Consider the following 14,305-nt stretch of genomic DNA (forward strand, 5'->3'; position numbering starts at 1 on the left):
CGTCGGCGGAACACCTCCGCGCGTGCGGAGAGGACTCCCCATCCCCCGCGTGGACGGGCCCCGCCGCCGGAACACCTCCGCGCGTGCGGAGAGGACCGTCACACCCCCCCCAAGCCAAGCCAAGCCCTCCGGAACACCTCCGCGCGTGCGGAGAGGACGGCCTGCCAGGGGTACCGCCGAGACGGCGGTCCGGAACACCTCCGCGCGTGCGGAGAGGACTTGTGGGTGTAGATGACGGAATGGTCCTGGCCCGGAACACCTCCGCGCGTGCGGAGAGGACACCAGCCCTGCGTCGCGACACGTTCCGACGGCCGGAACACCTCCGCGCGTGCGGAGAGGACTCCGGCGTTGCGAGTTCGGTGACCGTCGCGCGCGGAACACCTCCGCGCGTGCGGAGAGGACCACCTCTATGTCACAAAGCCGCACCCCCCCTCCGGAACACCTCCGCGCGTGCGGAGAGGACTTGGGCTCGAAGAACTCGTCGCATTTCGGGTTCGGAACACCTCCGCGCGTGCGGAGAGGACGCCACCTGGGCCGCCCTGCGGGCCGTCTACGGCGGAACACCTCCGCGCGTGCGGAGAGGACGTCCACCGCGACGGACGGGTCAGCCTGCACGCCGGAACACCTCCGCGCGTGCGGAGAGGACGTGTCCGATCTCGTGGTGTGGGTTGGTCAGTGCGGAACACCTCCGCGCGTGCGGAGAGGACGCACCGGTCGTGCGACTCGAACGTCGCCGAACGCGGAACACCTCCGCGCGTGCGGAGAGGACGAGGGCGAGGCGCCCAACCTGTTGGCGCCGACCGGAACACCTCCGCGCGTGCGGAGAGGACGCCGGGTTGTAGGTGATGCCCCACTCCGGCCGCGGAACACCTCCGCGCGTGCGGAGAGGACCCCGGGGCGGCCTCGTCGGCGCGCATCACCGACGGAACACCTCCGCGCGTGCGGAGAGGACACCCCGAGGCACGTCACCACCCTCGTCCGGGACGGAACACCTCCGCGCGTGCGGAGAGGACGGGTTGTAGTCCCAGCCCCGGGTGCGGCAGAGCGGAACACCTCCGCGCGTACGGAGAGGACCCGAACCGCTCGGCCAGCGCCCTGGCAAGGGCCGGAACACCTCCGCGCGTACGGAGAGGACCGGGCCCGGGGGTGGGCGGCATCCCGCCGGGGCGGAACACCTCCGCGCGTACGGAGAGGACACTTTCTGACCTGCGGCGTTAGAGAGGCTTTGCTGTTTCTTGACCTTCCCTTCGGAAGCCGATCAGGGTCAGGCCGTCGAAGTCCAAGGGGGCTCGGCGGCGGGTGCCCGCTGTCTGGAGGGAGAAGCCCTGTTCGTTGGCGTCGGGGTACGCGAGGACTGCCATGCCATCGCCGATGCTGGCGGAGACCGAGGTCCACAACTCGTCGCGGACACGGGCCGACACCGTACCCACGTACAGCTGCGGAGTGACCTCCAGCAGCCAGCGGCTGAGCGCGCCACGAAGGTGATCGGGGACCGCTGTCGCGGAGATCATGACCATGGACGCCACTGGTTCACCCCTCCGTCCCGTGATTGAGGCCGCCCGGAACGACTCCGGCGACCGGGTCCCAGAGGTCCACGAGCTGTTCATCGGGATCCTCGGTCCCGTACTCCCCCGTTGGATCCAAAAGCTCCTGGATGTCGGTGACGATACGCGGCAGCAGTCGGAACAGACGCAGTCCGTCGCGGAAGGAGCGTCGGGCCTGCGCCTCCGGGTCGGTCGCGTCGTGGAGCGAGAACGCCAGCGGGATCGTGAGCCGGGCCTTGTACAGGTCGGCGATGTCGTAGACAAACGCCTGCTGGTTGCCGCTGTGGACGTAACCCAGCGCGGGTGAGCAGCCCAGAGCGAGGATGGCCGCGTGGACGATGCCGTACAGGCAGGTGTTGGCGGCGGAGAGCGCGAGGTTCACCGGGTCCTGGTCTTCCCAGGACTCCGGATCGTAGTTGCGGCGGAAGCGGCCGATCTTGTGCTGTCTCGCAAGGAGTTGGTAGTGGGCCTTCACCCGCGCACCCTCGAAACCACGCAGTTGTTGCAGGGTCGCGTCGGGGGAGACGGTCCCTGGCCCGAAGCGTTTCTCGTACATCGCATGCGCGACGCGGAGCCGTTGTGTGTCGTCCGCCCAGGCCCGGGTCTGGCGTTCCAGCCAGTTCGTGGTGAGGGAGTCGGGCAGCGTGGCGGCATAGCACCGGACGCCGCCCGAGCCGACGACCAGGACGGTGGTCCCGTGGCGGGCCAGGGTGGACAGGGCCCGAGCGGTGATGGACGTGCCGGGGCCTAGGAGGACACAGCTCAACGCGGCGGTCGGCAGGTAGACGGTCTGGGTGCCGTGGCGTTCGCTGGTGATCTCGGCACAGACCCCCGTATCGTCCTGCTGCACCCGCGCGATATCGAGGTAGAGAAACGACAGGGCGTCGGCGACGCGCGGCAGCATCGCGACCGTGGGCGAGGCCAGTCGGCGCCGTGCCTGACCAGGGGTCTGCTGCCGCCCGCGGCGGGTTGTGGCCGTCACGCCGCGCCCCCGGCCGGTGCGACCGTCAGCAGACCGCAGCCGTAGGATTTCGCACGCCCGACGCCGGCGACGATCCGCTCCCGAAGCAGGTCAGCGTCCACGATCGTCGCGACCCCGTCGAACTGGGTACGGTCATGGCGCATGCGCTGATTCGCCGCCGCCCCATGGGTGCCACGTGGGCCACGTACCGCGTCCAGAGGCTGGGAGAGCACACTCTCCGGCTCCAGGCCGGCGGCCGTGGCCTGACGTCGCCACCACTCGTCGGCGGCGCGGCCTCCCAGCGGGACGACCGGCTTGAGTTTGTACACCTCACGGGTGGTGGCGCCCGGTCGCCGCACGGCGTTGGCCACACAGCGGTAGCGGATACGGCGGCCCGGCTTGAGCGCGTCGAGCAACGGATCGAGGGGGCGGCTCAGCAGGGCACCGTAGCCGTCGGGCAGGCGAGCCGGATCGGGCTCGTGGGTGCTCTGGACGAGCAGAGCGCAGCCCTGGGGTGTGTCCTCGACGCGGAACAGCACACCGAACCGGGCACGTGCGTCGTTGGCCTCGATGTCGGGGAAGAGCGACATCACGCGCCGGTGGAGACTGATCGCCGATCCGCCGCCCAGCAGGTCGCCGCGAACCGCGCGCGAGCGGGGGTCGAGCGTGAGGCGGCTGAGCCAGACGGTCATGGGTTCCCCCTCTCGGGGTGGGCGGGGTTCACTGCCAGATGCCTCTGGAGCTGGGCGAGATAGGCGCTGCCGAGTCCGGCGAACCGGTCCTCGGGCAGGGAGACGACACGGCGGTAGAGCTGTCGGCTCAAGTACGTCCGCCGCTTGGGGTGGAAGGACCGCGGGTCGTCGTTGATCGTGCTGATCGCTCGCGCGGCCTCGGCCTCGGGGATGGACTTCCACCCGTCGGGCACGGGCAGCGCGTCCAACGGCGCTTCGGAGAGGAAGACGATGTCCAGCGCCCCCGCGCCCTTGGCCCGTTCGGCGGCGACCGGCAGGAGCACGAGGTCATGGAGCGGACGGTCGCTCTGGGCCAGCAGCACGGGGCCCTCGGGCGGGCAGGAGCGACGCCCGAGGAACAGGGGCCACCGCGGTTCACGCAGGGCCTCGGCGAGGCGGTTCACCGCTTCCGCACCGGGTCCGCTCGCGGTACTGGTCAGGGCGACGGTGAAGGCGGCGTCGGCGAGGTAGGCGCGATGGCTCAGCAGCGTGGCGGTCGTGCCGCTGCGTTTCTTCCCCTCGGCCGTGGTGACGGTGTCGCGGGCGGGGAGGCCGCCGCCGACCGTGTGCAGGTCGGTCAGCAGGACGCCTGGCCGGTCCACGCGCACGGTCAGCGACAGGGCCGTCAGATCGTCGAGCGACGCGCCGCGCTCGCGCCCGAGCGCGGCGGCGAGCATCCCTATGACTCCCGAGCGGGTGGGGAACCGGGCGGTGTCCCGATCCGTGAAATGGCTCTTCTCACCCCATGACTGGAGCGGACCGGCCAGCCGCAGGAGGAGCCCCGGCCGGTTGTCCGTCTCCTGACCGGTCACGCCGTGGCCTCGATGGTCTCCCCGCCCAGGGCGCTGCGCAGGGCGGTCTCGACCAACTCGTCGATTCCGTCGCACCGTTGCCCCAGTTCGTCCAGCCCGTCGTGCCCGATGCCGGCCCAGCCAGCGGCCAGCAGCCGCTTGCGCCCCAGCATCCGGTTCGCCTGCACGGCGTACGCGGCCAAGCGCGCCACGGAGGGAATCTCGAAGCCCTCGCCCCGTGAGGACGCGACCGGCTTCTCGAAGGCGGCGGCGAAGGACAGCGGCCGGTCGGAACGGACCGCGAGGTGGACGAGGCCCGGGATGGTGTGGGGCGCGGTGGAATTCTTCTTGGCGCCAGGCAGCGATCTGATGAACGCGCCGAGGAAGGCGCCGGTCAGTTCCCTTACGCTCGCTGCGTCGTCGCCGATGTTGCCGGCCAGTTCCCGGAGGTCGACGGTGGCGAAGCGGTAGAACGTGCCGGCGCTGTACTGGCCGTGCCCCATGTGGCCGCTGCCGGTGGCGTCGTCCCAGTCCTGGCTGACGTCGTCCACGGCGGAGAAGTAGTCGAACTCGACGTCCGTCTCGTGGGTGGTGAGCGCGTGCGCCACCTGTACGGCGCCGTCCACGCCCGCGTCGTCCACCTCGGCGAGCATCCGGCCGAAGAGGTTGATCACTCCGTTGCGCGCCTTCAGCACGCCGTCGATGGCCGCCTGTTGGAGCACGCTCTTGTCGGACGGCTTCTTGATGTCCTTGGCGGACTCCAGCTGCTCCCGGTGCTCCTCCGCGATGTCGGCCAGGTCGCGAACGGCCGTCTCCGGGACGTAGACGAGCGCGTTGGTGTACACCTTGTTGGAGACGGTGACGGTGGCGTTCTTGTCTTTCGTTTTCGCCAGCTCGAACTTGATGCTGCTGCCGGCGGCCACGTGCGCGCCGGCCCGCTCGGCGAGCGAGGACGGCCAGCCGCGTTCCTCCAACTCCCGCGTGACGCGTTCGCCGATCCGCCGCGTGCGCAGGGCCCGCTCGCCGATCTCCTCCTGGAACTTCTCCCGCGTGGCGCGCTTCCAGGACTGGCTGCTCACCCTCGTGCGCTGCGCGTTCCCGTACTGGACAGTCTTCACCGAGTTGGTGTCGTCCCGGTTCAGGTTGGCTACCGGGACTGACTGAATCACGTGGATGTCGATGAATCGCGCGGGACGGGTGGTTGGTGACACGGATTTCTCCATACTGCTGGTGTTGATCGGTTCGGTGTCGGTGGAGGCTTCCGGCGGGTTATTCCGGGCTGTCGTCGCCATCGGACCTGTCCTTGTCGTGGTGGCGTCGGCGGTAGTAGTCCTGGAGCCAGCGCCTGGCGATGCGGCCGGAGCGGTCCGGCCAGTCGATCAGGTCGGCCAGGAGCTGTGCCCAGTCCACGGGGACGTCGAGCTGACGCAGATAGAGGACCGACGGTGGCAGGCTGCGGTGGATGCCTCCGGCGCTCTGGCGGGTGAGCATGTTCAGTCGGCTCTCCGCCGCGCTTTCCCTCATCTCACGGTCTCTGCCGGGTGCCTCGGCCACGGCCTCGGCGAACGCCGCGCCCAGGCTGGTACCCCACCGTTCCGGCCGCTGCGGCTCGTCGGCGGGCCCCGGCTCAGCCTCCTCCGCACCATCAGCCGCCTCGCCTTCGGCTTCCTCGGTGGAGGGCTCGTCCTCCGCCACCGAGCGGGGCCGTGAGGCGATCATGGCGGCGACGGTGAAATAGGCGCGCTGCGTGGTGTCAGAGGCGTTCACCGGCAGCCACCTGGCGATGTGGCGGTTCATCGCAAAGGTGCTGCGGGCATCGATGTTCTGCCGCAGTCCGGCGCGCAGAGCGACGCGCGCGCCCGGGTCCGTGGCGCAGAGCTGGTCGATCCACGAGACGTAGTCGAGGAGCATCTGGCGTCGTTTCGCCGCCCGGTCGAGGCCCGGCGACGCGGTGGTGGTCACGTCTTGTTCCCTTCCTGCGTTCTTGCTCGTGCTGGTGCGAGGCCAGTGGGCTCCTGGGCCCCTGTCAGGCCTGATGCGGGTCCTTCTTGAGCGTCCGGCGCAGACCCGCCCGCGCCTCGAACACCGCTTTGGCACCCCGTTGGCTTCCGGTGACCCCCCGCGTCACCTCGTCGAAAGCCGCCTCGGCATGGCGAAGGAACGCTCTGCGTGCCTCTTTGTGGTCGAAGCCCACGTCGACTGCCCCGGGTCTGCGGCTCAGCGAGTGGAAGACCGCCCAGAACTGCTCCTCCGCCGCAGGCCAGTACCGGGCGGCGGCGGGCTTCGTCCATGCGTCGGCGTCGCTCTTGGGGTCGCGGACGTATGTGGTCCAGGCCCGTTTCAGCGCGCGGTCCAGGCGGAAGCCGTACGACTCGCCAAGGGCACGCAACCGGGCGATGGGATTGGTGGTCCTCGGCACCCTCTCCTCCACGAACCCGAGGACCGGCGGCGTGGAGGCGTCCACGAACTGCTTGTCCTTGGCCTGCCCGTCCTGTTCAAAGCCCAGGGCGCGTACGCCGAGGTCCTCCGACAGTTCCGCCGCCCAGGAGAAGACCGTTGGCCGCCGGGCCTGTGCGGAGCTCACCGGGTCCTTGAGCAACAGCGCGTCCAGGTCGCGCCAGAGCGCACGCCCCGAATCGGCGGGACGGGCGTAGCGGTTCCCCAGTTGGCTGATCTGCCAGATCAGGAAGTCATCGTCGCGGGCCATGCGCCCCGTACGGTGGGCCCAGGTGATGTAGGCGTCACGCACCAGCGTCGGTGTGCCCCGGCCGTCGGGCGAGTCGTCGTCGGGCACGAGCAGGAGGGCGTGCTGAGAGCGGCCTGTCAGACGGGAGCACGGCCCTTTCGGCTCCTTGGGCGGCGACGCGGGGTCGGGCAGTTCCTCTGTCTCCCAGGGGCAATGGTCGTCACCGGGCTGATCGCTCCGCCGTGGGGGCACCAGCCCGGCCAGCAGCGTCTCGAACAACGACGCGCCGACAGGGTGATAGGAGAGAGCGGTCCGCAGCGGCCCCGCCACGACGCTGGCGGTCTTCTCGCCGTCTACCTCGCGGGTGGAACACCGCCCGGCGGGTCCCCAGTAGTGCCAGACGAGCAGGTTGAGCACCGCATCCGAAACGGTCGGAAGGTCGGGATCCGCGTCCGATCCGTGCCGGAACCACGCGTGGTTGTTGCCGGCGGGACGCGTCACGATCAGCTTGTTGACCCCGGCGGTCTTGGCCGGGTCGCACTGCTTCTCCAGCCTTGGGTCCTGCATCCAGGGCCGACCACCCACCGGGTCGAACACGAGGAACCGGTGGGCATGGCGAGTGGCGTACTCCTCGATACCGCTGGCGGGCAGGCGACCCGCGTCCCAAAGATCCCGCCGCCGGTCGGTCCAGTCCTCCTCCACGGTGCCCACCTGGTCGAGCCCGGTGACACGAATGGTCAGCGCATACAGCACACGCAACAGCGCGGCGTGCGCGGGTGGTTCAGTGACGGCCAGCCCGGCGATCTCATGCGCCCGGCTCAACAGCTCGACGAACCCGACTTGTTCGCGCCGCCCTCCCTCCACCCCATCAGCCCACCGGACAGGAACCCACGGCTCCTCCAACAGATCAAACCCACCCACCGACATGAACCTCCTCGCTTGCGTACCCGCTACGAGCGGGCGGCGTAGTTACTGACGTGCTCATCGGTGTCGCTCCAAGCCAAGTGACGAGCTGGTGATGACACCGTCTCCGGCATCGCAGCTCCACGAGTTGCCCTGGCTGTCAGGTGTCATCGGCAGCAAGACCAGTTGACGCAGCAGAGGTTGTTTCTCCCAGCTGGGCGGACGTTCCATGAGGCCCTCTGTCGTCCGGGCCCATGTGCCCGGCACGGGAGTCACGAACGTCATGAGCTGCCGTACCGAGTCGCGGGAGGGTTTGGACCGCCAGTCGTCCGGCAGGGACACCGACCCCTCCCTGTCGAGGGTGATGTGGCCGGACGACTGCTTGTACAGGCAGAGCACCCTGCCGGTGTCCGCTCCGAGTCGCGTGGTCAGCAGCTCCTCGGTGACTCCGATATCCCGTTGGCTCAGCTTGCTCAGGTCGCCGTTCACATCGGCGGGCGCGGCAACGGCGACCGTCTCGGCCATGCTCTGCTCGACCATCGTGCGAGCGGTCCGGTCGAGGTCCATACCCTTCAGTTCGCGCCTCGCAGCCTCGTCCAGACCGTGCGTGAAGTCCTCCGCGTAGACCTCGTCGATAAGGTGCTGGACATCATCGGGGACGGCGATCTCTCCATCTGGCAGGCCGTCGAGCAGCGTGACGGTGCGGATCAGAAGGCTCGGGTCGTAGACGGCGGCCATGGAGCGGGGGATGCCTCGTGCACCGGTGCTTCCGGCGGGCGCCAGGACCACCAGACGAGGGCGTTCCTCATCGGCGAGCCAGGCTGGCCGCCCAGCCTTCCCCCGCGCATGGCGACAACCGCGCCCCGCGCGCTGCAGCAGCTGGGCCAGGGGCGCGAGATCGCTGACCACGAGGTCGAAGTCAAGGTCGAGCGACTGCTCGACCACCTGCGTGGCCACCAGGATCGACGGAGCGCGAACCGCGGCGCCGTGCGGCTGTTCTCCCTGCGGTTTCCCGTACGCCGCTTCGCACTCCTCGCTGATCCGCTGTCGCTCGCGGGCAGGGAATCGGGAGTGGAGCAGACGGATGCCACCGTCGCGCTCCGCCAGTCCGGGGAACGCCTGGCTCAGGTCGCGGTAGGTCTGCTGGGCCTCGGCCACCGTGGTGCAGCAGACCAGTGCGGTGCCTCCCCCGGTCGCGACCGGGTCGAGCACCTGCCGGAGGGCGGCACAGCGCCCGCCCACGACCGGCTCGGACATCTGGTCAACGTCCCAAGCAACCGTCCGGAGGTCAATTCCGAGGGTCCTCGTGCGCAGCGTTCCGGTCCGCCGCGGCCTTGTGACCTGCCCCGTCCCGACGTCCGCGAACAGCCAGCCCGGGTAGCAGGGTTCGACGGGCTGGGGGTCGCGGGATCCGGCACCGCGGCGATAGGCGTCCACCAGCGAACCGGCGACCTGCCCGGTGAGCGTTGCGGAGAGGAGGACCACGGGCGACCTCAGCGCCCCGAGCCATTCCAGCAGCCGCACCAGGTGTTGATGCATCCACGGCCCGTAGGCGTGCGCCTCGTCCAGGATGAAGACCTTCTCCGAGAGCCCGAAGAGCCGCAGGGCGTTGTGAGTGACGGGCAGCATCGCCGTGAGCGCCTGGTCGATCGTCCCGGCCCCGAGGGAAGCCAGGATCGGGCGCTTGGACCCGCGCAACCAGCCGTCGGATTCGACGACCGTCCCCTGCGGCGCGCTGATCTGGCTCAGCTCGAGAGCAGGGTCCTGGTCGCTCTCAGCGGAATCGTCGGCGTAGATCGGGCTGAGCCAGGCCATGGAGTGGAGAAGTGTCAGCGCGCGTTCGCCGGACAGTGCCGCCTTGGCATACCGGCGCACGCGGGGAAACATCCCGTCGGCAGTCGCCATGGTGGGCAGCGCGAAGTACAGGCCGCGGGCGTCCGCCGCGCGCCCCAGGATGGAGGCCGCGTACAGCGCCGCCTCCGTCTTCCCGTCGCCCGTGGGGGCGGTGATGAGCACCAGCCCAGGCCCACGTTCCGCGACCAGCGCGGGGAGTCGCTCGACGATGTCCCGCTGCAGCGGATTGGGAGGGAAGGGGAAGATCGCGTCGAACTTCCGGTCGTTGAAGTGCGCACGCCCGAGGCGACTGGCGGCTACCGCCTCCTCGGCCTGGCGGGACGATCGGGCGAAGTGCGCGTCCAGTTGCTCCGGGCTGCCGATCCAGTCCGTCGGCGGGAGCAGCGTCCGGACGCTCGGGGTCTGACTCGCCAGCCAGTCCGCCACGACGACGAGCCCGCAGACGACGACGGCCAGCTCCGGCGGGAGGCCCCCGGCGGGAACGGCTTCTGCGCCGAGAACGCGGCGCACCTCGCCAAGATGGAGGCGCCGTTGCTCGGCCCATCCCTCCTCACCCAGGGCCGGCTGGACGGCGCTCCCCAGCAGCAGTTCCTTCTTGCTGAGCACACCGCTGAAACGCCCGTGATGCCCGCCCAGCAACTGGGCGACCTGATGTGCGACGGACTGGCGCCGTTTCCCGTAATCCATGGGGTAGCCGACTTCGGCCAGCAGGTTAACCAGAGCCCAGTGGGTGGCCATCTCGTGCCGGAACTCGCGCTGCCTTTCGGCGCCCGGTGCGGAACGGTAGACCGACTCACCGCTCAACCGGGCGAAGGCGGCCGGGACCTGAGCCTGGAAGGGCGGCGTGATCTTGCCGAGATCGTGAAGGGCAGCCCAGAAAGCCGTCACGTCGCGTGCTGCCTCGACGGTCAGACCGAGCGCCGCAGCGATGCGCTCACGCGTCGTAGCGCCCAGCACGGTGTCCCACAACACACGGTAGACCGCCCCGGTGTCCAGCAGGTGGCACACCACCGGATAGGGCCGGTCCAAGCCGTGCTCCTTGCCCCACAGCCGGCAGTCCAAGGCGGTACACATCGGTGCGGTGAGCCGTTCGTCAGTCACGGGGATATCGATAGCAACGGCCACTGACAATCGCCCCGCCCGTTGAGCTTTCCAGCTATGTCCAGGCGCCTGGTGACGAGCGACTACCAGCCATACCGGGAGAGATCGCCCCGATCAACTAGATCACCGGACGAAGGGCTCGCCTCGCGTCGACCTGCTACGAAGCTGCGTCACCGCTCTTTTCACCCATCACCGGCAGCAGCCACTCACGCTGTTTTCAAGACAACTCCAAGCAAACAGGCCATGTACGTCCGCTGTCTGAAAACCCCCGCTACCGCACCAACCTGCCCTATGGGCACGCGCACAGCTTCTGACTTCGCACCGCCCCGAGTTTGCGTCCGACGCCGCCCCTTAGACTTCCCGGCATGCACCCCAGAGCCGGCACAAAGCAACCCGACCTCAACGGCAAAGAAACAGCAAAGCCCTTCTAACGCCGCAGGTCAGAAAGTGTCCTCTCCGCACGCGCGGAGGTGTTCCGTCCGAGGTGCACGTCCTGTACAAGAGTGCGCCGTCCTCTCCGCACGCGCGGAGGTGTTCCGCGCCGCATCCAGGTCGGCAGCGTGCTTCGTCAGTCCTCTCCGCACGCGCGGAGGTGTTCCGCACCCTCCGGCGCACTGGCCCGCACCCGACCAGTCCTCTCCGCACGCGCGGAGGTGTTCCGCTCTCGGGGAGGCGGTGCAGGGGTGGCTCGGCGTCCTCTCCGCACGCGCGGAGGTGTTCCGGAGGCCCGGGTAGGGCGTCTCGGCGATCCACCGTCCTCTCCGCACGCGCGGAGGTGTTCCAAGTGCGCGACCGCGCGACCTACGTCATCCGCCGTCCTCTCCGCACGCGCGGAGGTGTTCCGCCAGCCGCGGGGCGGTTGCAGAGCATGCACGGGTCCTCTCCGCACGCGCGGAGGTGTTCCGGGGGAGCGCCTGGTACGCCTCGTCCGGGAGGTGTCCTCTCCGCACGCGCGGAGGTGTTCCGACCCGCCGTCCCGGGAGCAGGTGGAGGCCATCGTCCTCTCCGCACGCGCGGAGGTGTTCCGGTGTCGACGTGGATCTTGCCAGCGTTGTGGTCGTCCTCTCCGCACGCGCGGAGGTGTTCCGGGCCGGGTCGTGGCGGCCGACCTTGCGGGCCAGTCCTCTCCGCACGCGCGGAGGTGTTCCGCTGTGCCTGTGCGCGCGGGTTCGGACACTCGGGTCCTCTCCGCACGCGCGGAGGTGTTCCGTCTCCGGCGCAGAACGCGGACCTGCCGTGGTCGTCCTCTCCGCACGCGCGGAGGTGTTCCGCCGTTCGACCGCCTCTACGCAGCCGTCGTGCAGTCCTCTCCGCACGCGCGGAGGTGTTCCGGGTGTGTGTCCTTCGGTGGTGGCCCGGCGCCCGTCCTCTCCGCACGCGCGGAGGTGTTCCGTCCGCCGCGTCGTGGACTAAAAGCACAGGTGAGTCCTCTCCGCACGCGCGGAGGTGTTCCGGTCCGGCGAGTCACGCGCAGGAAGGCCGAGCCGTCCTCTCCGCACGCGCGGAGGTGTGCCGGTGTTGGCGCGGTCAGGGGCGCCGGGGGCGCGGTCCTCTCCGCACGCGCGGAGGTATTCCGCTGGCCGCCGCCTCGTCACCGTGATGAGCCATGACCTCTCCGCACGCGCGGAGGTGTTCCGCCACTGCCCGAATCCCGTACGGCATGGACCTGTCCTCTCCGCACACGCGGAGGTGTTCCGACCACGTGCTGCGCGCGGACATGGCACAGGCGCACACCGGGATGTGCTCCTGCCTCACCAAACCAGGAATATCCCTGGTCAAGCGGCCGTACGACCTGCGGCACACGGCCGTTTCTGCCTGGCTCGGGTGCGGTGTCGATCCGCAGACCGTCGCGCGCCGCCCTGGTCCGGGTCTGCGCCGAGTTCATCAAGGGTAGCGACGGTGCGGCGAAAGCCGAGGGCTCGGCGCGCTTGTGCAGTGGGCGGTAGGTCCGCCCTGCCCCCCCCCACGCTCGCTGGTCAGGAAGCGGGATGCAGTGAAGCAGAGGCAAAGAGGCCATCTCGGCCGGTGTTTGGTCGGGGAAAACGGAACGGCCCCTGACCGGGGAAAACCGGGTCAGAGGGCCGTTCGATGCTGTGGCGGCGCCAGGATTCGAACCTGGGAAGGCTGAGCCGGCAGATTTACAGTCTGCTCCCTTTGGCCGCTCGGGCACACCGCCTCGCAACGCGGTAAACGATACCCGATGGGGCGGGGTGGTCCGCCACCCGGTTGCGCGCCGCTGTGGGCGGGCGCGGGGTCGTTAGGCTGTCCGGCGACCCGTGCCCGGCGAGTTTCGTGAGGAGCCACATCACCATGGCCGACTCCAGTTTCGACATCGTCTCGAAGGTTGACCGGCAGGAGGTCGACAACGCGCTCAACCAGGCCGCGAAGGAGGTCTCGCAGCGGTACGACTTCCGCGGCGTGGACGCGTCCATCGCCTGGTCGGGCGAGCGCATCGAGATCCGCGCCAACGCGGAGGAGCGCGCCAACGCCGTGCTGGACATCTTCCAGACCAAGCTGGTGAAGCGCGGCATCTCCCTGAAGGCGCTGGACGCGGGCGAGCCGCAGGCGTCGGGCAAGGAGTACCGGCTGTACTGCACCGTCAAGGAGGGCATCTCCACGGACGACGCGAAGAAGGTCGCCAAGCTGATCCGCGACGAGGGTCCCAAGGGTGTGAAGGCCCAGGTGCAGGGCGACGAGCTGCGCGTCAGCTCCAAGAGCAGGGACGACCTGCAGGAGGTCCAGCGGCTGGTGCGCGAGAGGGACTTCGACTTCGCGGTGCAGTTCGTCAACTACCGCTGAGCGGTGCGGAGGGTCACGCGGGACGGGCCGTCGAACGGGGCGAGGGACAGGACGGTCGCGGGGGTGCGCAGGCCGTCCTCCGCGCGGAAGAGGGTCCGTACGGCGTCGAACGGGACGGTGTCGGAAGAGAGCGGGGCGGCGCGGTCGTAGAGGGCGCGGAGGGTGTCCGTCATCTCCGCCTCGCTGTCCGCGCCCTCGCCCCAGATGTCCCACAGCAGGGTCTCGGTCCTGTTGAGCGCGGCGATGTCGAGGCGGACGTTGCCCGCCACGAACCAGCTGCCGGTCAGCGCGCCGTCCGGGAGGCGCAGGCCGAAGCGCGCGGGGTCCGCCTCGCCGGTGCGCAGGGCCTGCCAGGCGCGGCCGGCGACGAGGAAGCGGTCGCGCGGGATGTCGAGGGGGTCGAAGGCGATGCCGAAGCGGTCCGTGACGAGGGGGTCGGCCAGTTCGGCGTCGGCGAGGAGCCAGCCGCGTCCGGGCGCCCAGTATTCGGTGACCATGTGGTCGTCGTGGAAGCCGTCGGTGCTGAAGTAGCGGGCGAAGCCTGAGCGGACGCGGGCGGGGGTGCCCGTGTGGCGCAGCATCGAGCAGTGCAGCAGGGCGATGTCGCGGCAGATGCCGACGAAGCGGTCGGCGGGGGCACGGGGCTCGGTCAGTGGGGCGGGGTCGCGGGAGACGATGAGGCGGAGGGTGTCTTCGGTGTAGCGCGTCTCGGCGTCGTGGGCCAGGCGATCGGCGGGGATGTCGTAGCCGTAGAGCGGGCCTTCCATGCGGTGGATCACCAGGTCGCGGGCGACGCGGGCGAGCCGGGCGGGGTCGGCGGGGAGGGCGTCGTAGAGGTGAACCTGGTCGCCGGGGTCGGAGAACGGGCTCTGGGTGGTGTAGTAGGCGGCTTCCGCGGGTTCGAGGCGGGTCTCGGGCACGGTGGAATCCCCCTT

Annotated in this window: 10 protein-coding genes, 1 tRNA gene and 2 CRISPR repeat arrays; of the genes, 1 reads left to right on the forward strand and 10 read right to left on the reverse strand. The window is 69.8% G+C overall.

Annotation, left to right across the window (positions count from 1 at the left end; genetic code table 11):
• Nucleotides 1-6 precede the first annotated feature (6 nt).
• Nucleotides 7-1,196: direct repeats of the CRISPR family, unit length 29 nt; unit sequence CGGAACACCTCCGCGCGTGCGGAGAGGAC.
• A gap of 18 nt (nt 1,197-1,214) precedes the next feature.
• The 9 genes from cas2e to ACIBPC_RS20025 form a co-directional block, all read right to left on the reverse strand.
• Nucleotides 1,215-1,526 (reverse strand): type I-E CRISPR-associated endoribonuclease Cas2e, encoded by a 312-nt coding sequence (cas2e, locus tag ACIBPC_RS19985; RefSeq protein ID WP_398846365.1) that lies wholly within the window; start codon nt 1,524-1,526, stop codon nt 1,215-1,217.
• Between the two features lie 4 nt (nt 1,527-1,530).
• Nucleotides 1,531-2,448: a type I-E CRISPR-associated endonuclease Cas1e gene (gene cas1e / locus ACIBPC_RS19990; RefSeq protein ID WP_398846579.1), complete on the reverse strand. Its 918-nt coding sequence runs from the start codon at nt 2,446-2,448 to the stop codon at nt 1,531-1,533.
• Between the two features lie 74 nt (nt 2,449-2,522).
• Nucleotides 2,523-3,197 carry a type I-E CRISPR-associated protein Cas6/Cse3/CasE gene (cas6e, locus tag ACIBPC_RS19995; RefSeq protein ID WP_398846367.1) on the reverse strand — a complete coding sequence of 225 codons (675 nt, stop codon included), beginning with the start codon at nt 3,195-3,197 and terminating at the stop codon, nt 2,523-2,525.
• On the reverse strand, nt 3,194-4,048 hold the full coding sequence (gene cas5e / locus ACIBPC_RS20000) for a type I-E CRISPR-associated protein Cas5/CasD (RefSeq protein ID WP_398846369.1): 855 nt from the start codon (nt 4,046-4,048) through the stop codon (nt 3,194-3,196). Before cas5e ends, cas6e begins: the two co-directional genes overlap by 4 nt.
• Nucleotides 4,045-5,250, reverse strand: coding sequence for a type I-E CRISPR-associated protein Cas7/Cse4/CasC (cas7e, locus tag ACIBPC_RS20005; RefSeq protein ID WP_398846581.1), 1,206 nt, complete (start codon nt 5,248-5,250; stop codon nt 4,045-4,047). Before cas7e ends, cas5e begins: the two co-directional genes overlap by 4 nt.
• Nucleotides 5,251-5,296: 46 nt before the next feature.
• Nucleotides 5,297-5,989, reverse strand: a complete 693-nt coding sequence (casB, locus tag ACIBPC_RS20010; protein WP_398846371.1) for a type I-E CRISPR-associated protein Cse2/CasB — start codon at nt 5,987-5,989, stop codon at nt 5,297-5,299.
• 64 nt (nt 5,990-6,053) lie between these two features.
• Complete coding sequence (casA, locus tag ACIBPC_RS20015) at nt 6,054-7,640, reverse strand: type I-E CRISPR-associated protein Cse1/CasA (protein WP_398846373.1); 1,587 nt, start codon at nt 7,638-7,640, stop codon at nt 6,054-6,056.
• A 54-nt stretch (nt 7,641-7,694) separates the two neighbouring features.
• Entirely contained in the window at nt 7,695-10,571 is a 2,877-nt protein-coding gene (locus ACIBPC_RS20020) for a CRISPR-associated endonuclease Cas3'' (protein WP_398846375.1), read from the reverse strand.
• 449 nt (nt 10,572-11,020) lie between these two features.
• A CRISPR array of direct repeats spans nt 11,021-12,268; the repeat unit is 28 nt; unit sequence GTCCTCTCCGCACGCGCGGAGGTGTTCC.
• 397 nt (nt 12,269-12,665) lie between these two features.
• A tRNA-Tyr gene (locus ACIBPC_RS20025) sits at nt 12,666-12,747 on the reverse strand.
• Nucleotides 12,748-12,881: 134 nt separating this feature from the next.
• Here ACIBPC_RS20025 and ACIBPC_RS20030 point away from each other — a divergent pair.
• Nucleotides 12,882-13,370, forward strand: a complete 489-nt coding sequence (locus ACIBPC_RS20030) for a YajQ family cyclic di-GMP-binding protein (protein WP_362962169.1) — start codon at nt 12,882-12,884, stop codon at nt 13,368-13,370.
• Here ACIBPC_RS20030 and ACIBPC_RS20035 read toward each other — a convergent pair.
• Nucleotides 13,361-14,290 (reverse strand): transglutaminase-like domain-containing protein, encoded by a 930-nt coding sequence (locus ACIBPC_RS20035; RefSeq protein ID WP_398846377.1) that lies wholly within the window; start codon nt 14,288-14,290, stop codon nt 13,361-13,363. The two genes, ACIBPC_RS20030 and ACIBPC_RS20035, sit on opposite strands and share 10 nt — an antisense overlap.
• Nucleotides 14,291-14,305 lie beyond the last annotated feature (15 nt).

The organism is Streptomyces sp. NPDC049879 (assembly GCF_044461265.1).
Taxonomy (GTDB): Bacteria; Actinomycetota; Actinomycetes; order Streptomycetales; family Streptomycetaceae; genus Streptomyces.

Bases quoted from the DNA above. Each gene is read 5' to 3' on its own strand.
- cas1e (WP_398846579.1), bottom strand. From the start codon at position 2,448: ATGCTGCCGCGCGTCGCCGACGCCCTGTCGTTTCTCTACCTCGATATC.
- cas6e (WP_398846367.1), bottom strand. From the start codon at position 3,197: ATGACCGTCTGGCTCAGCCGCCTCACGCTCGACCCCCGCTCGCGCGCG.
- cas7e (WP_398846581.1), bottom strand. From the start codon at position 5,250: ATGGAGAAATCCGTGTCACCAACCACCCGTCCCGCGCGATTCATCGAC.
- casA (WP_398846373.1), bottom strand. From the start codon at position 7,640: ATGTCGGTGGGTGGGTTTGATCTGTTGGAGGAGCCGTGGGTTCCTGTC.
- ACIBPC_RS20030 (WP_362962169.1), top strand. From the start codon at position 12,882: ATGGCCGACTCCAGTTTCGACATCGTCTCGAAGGTTGACCGGCAGGAG.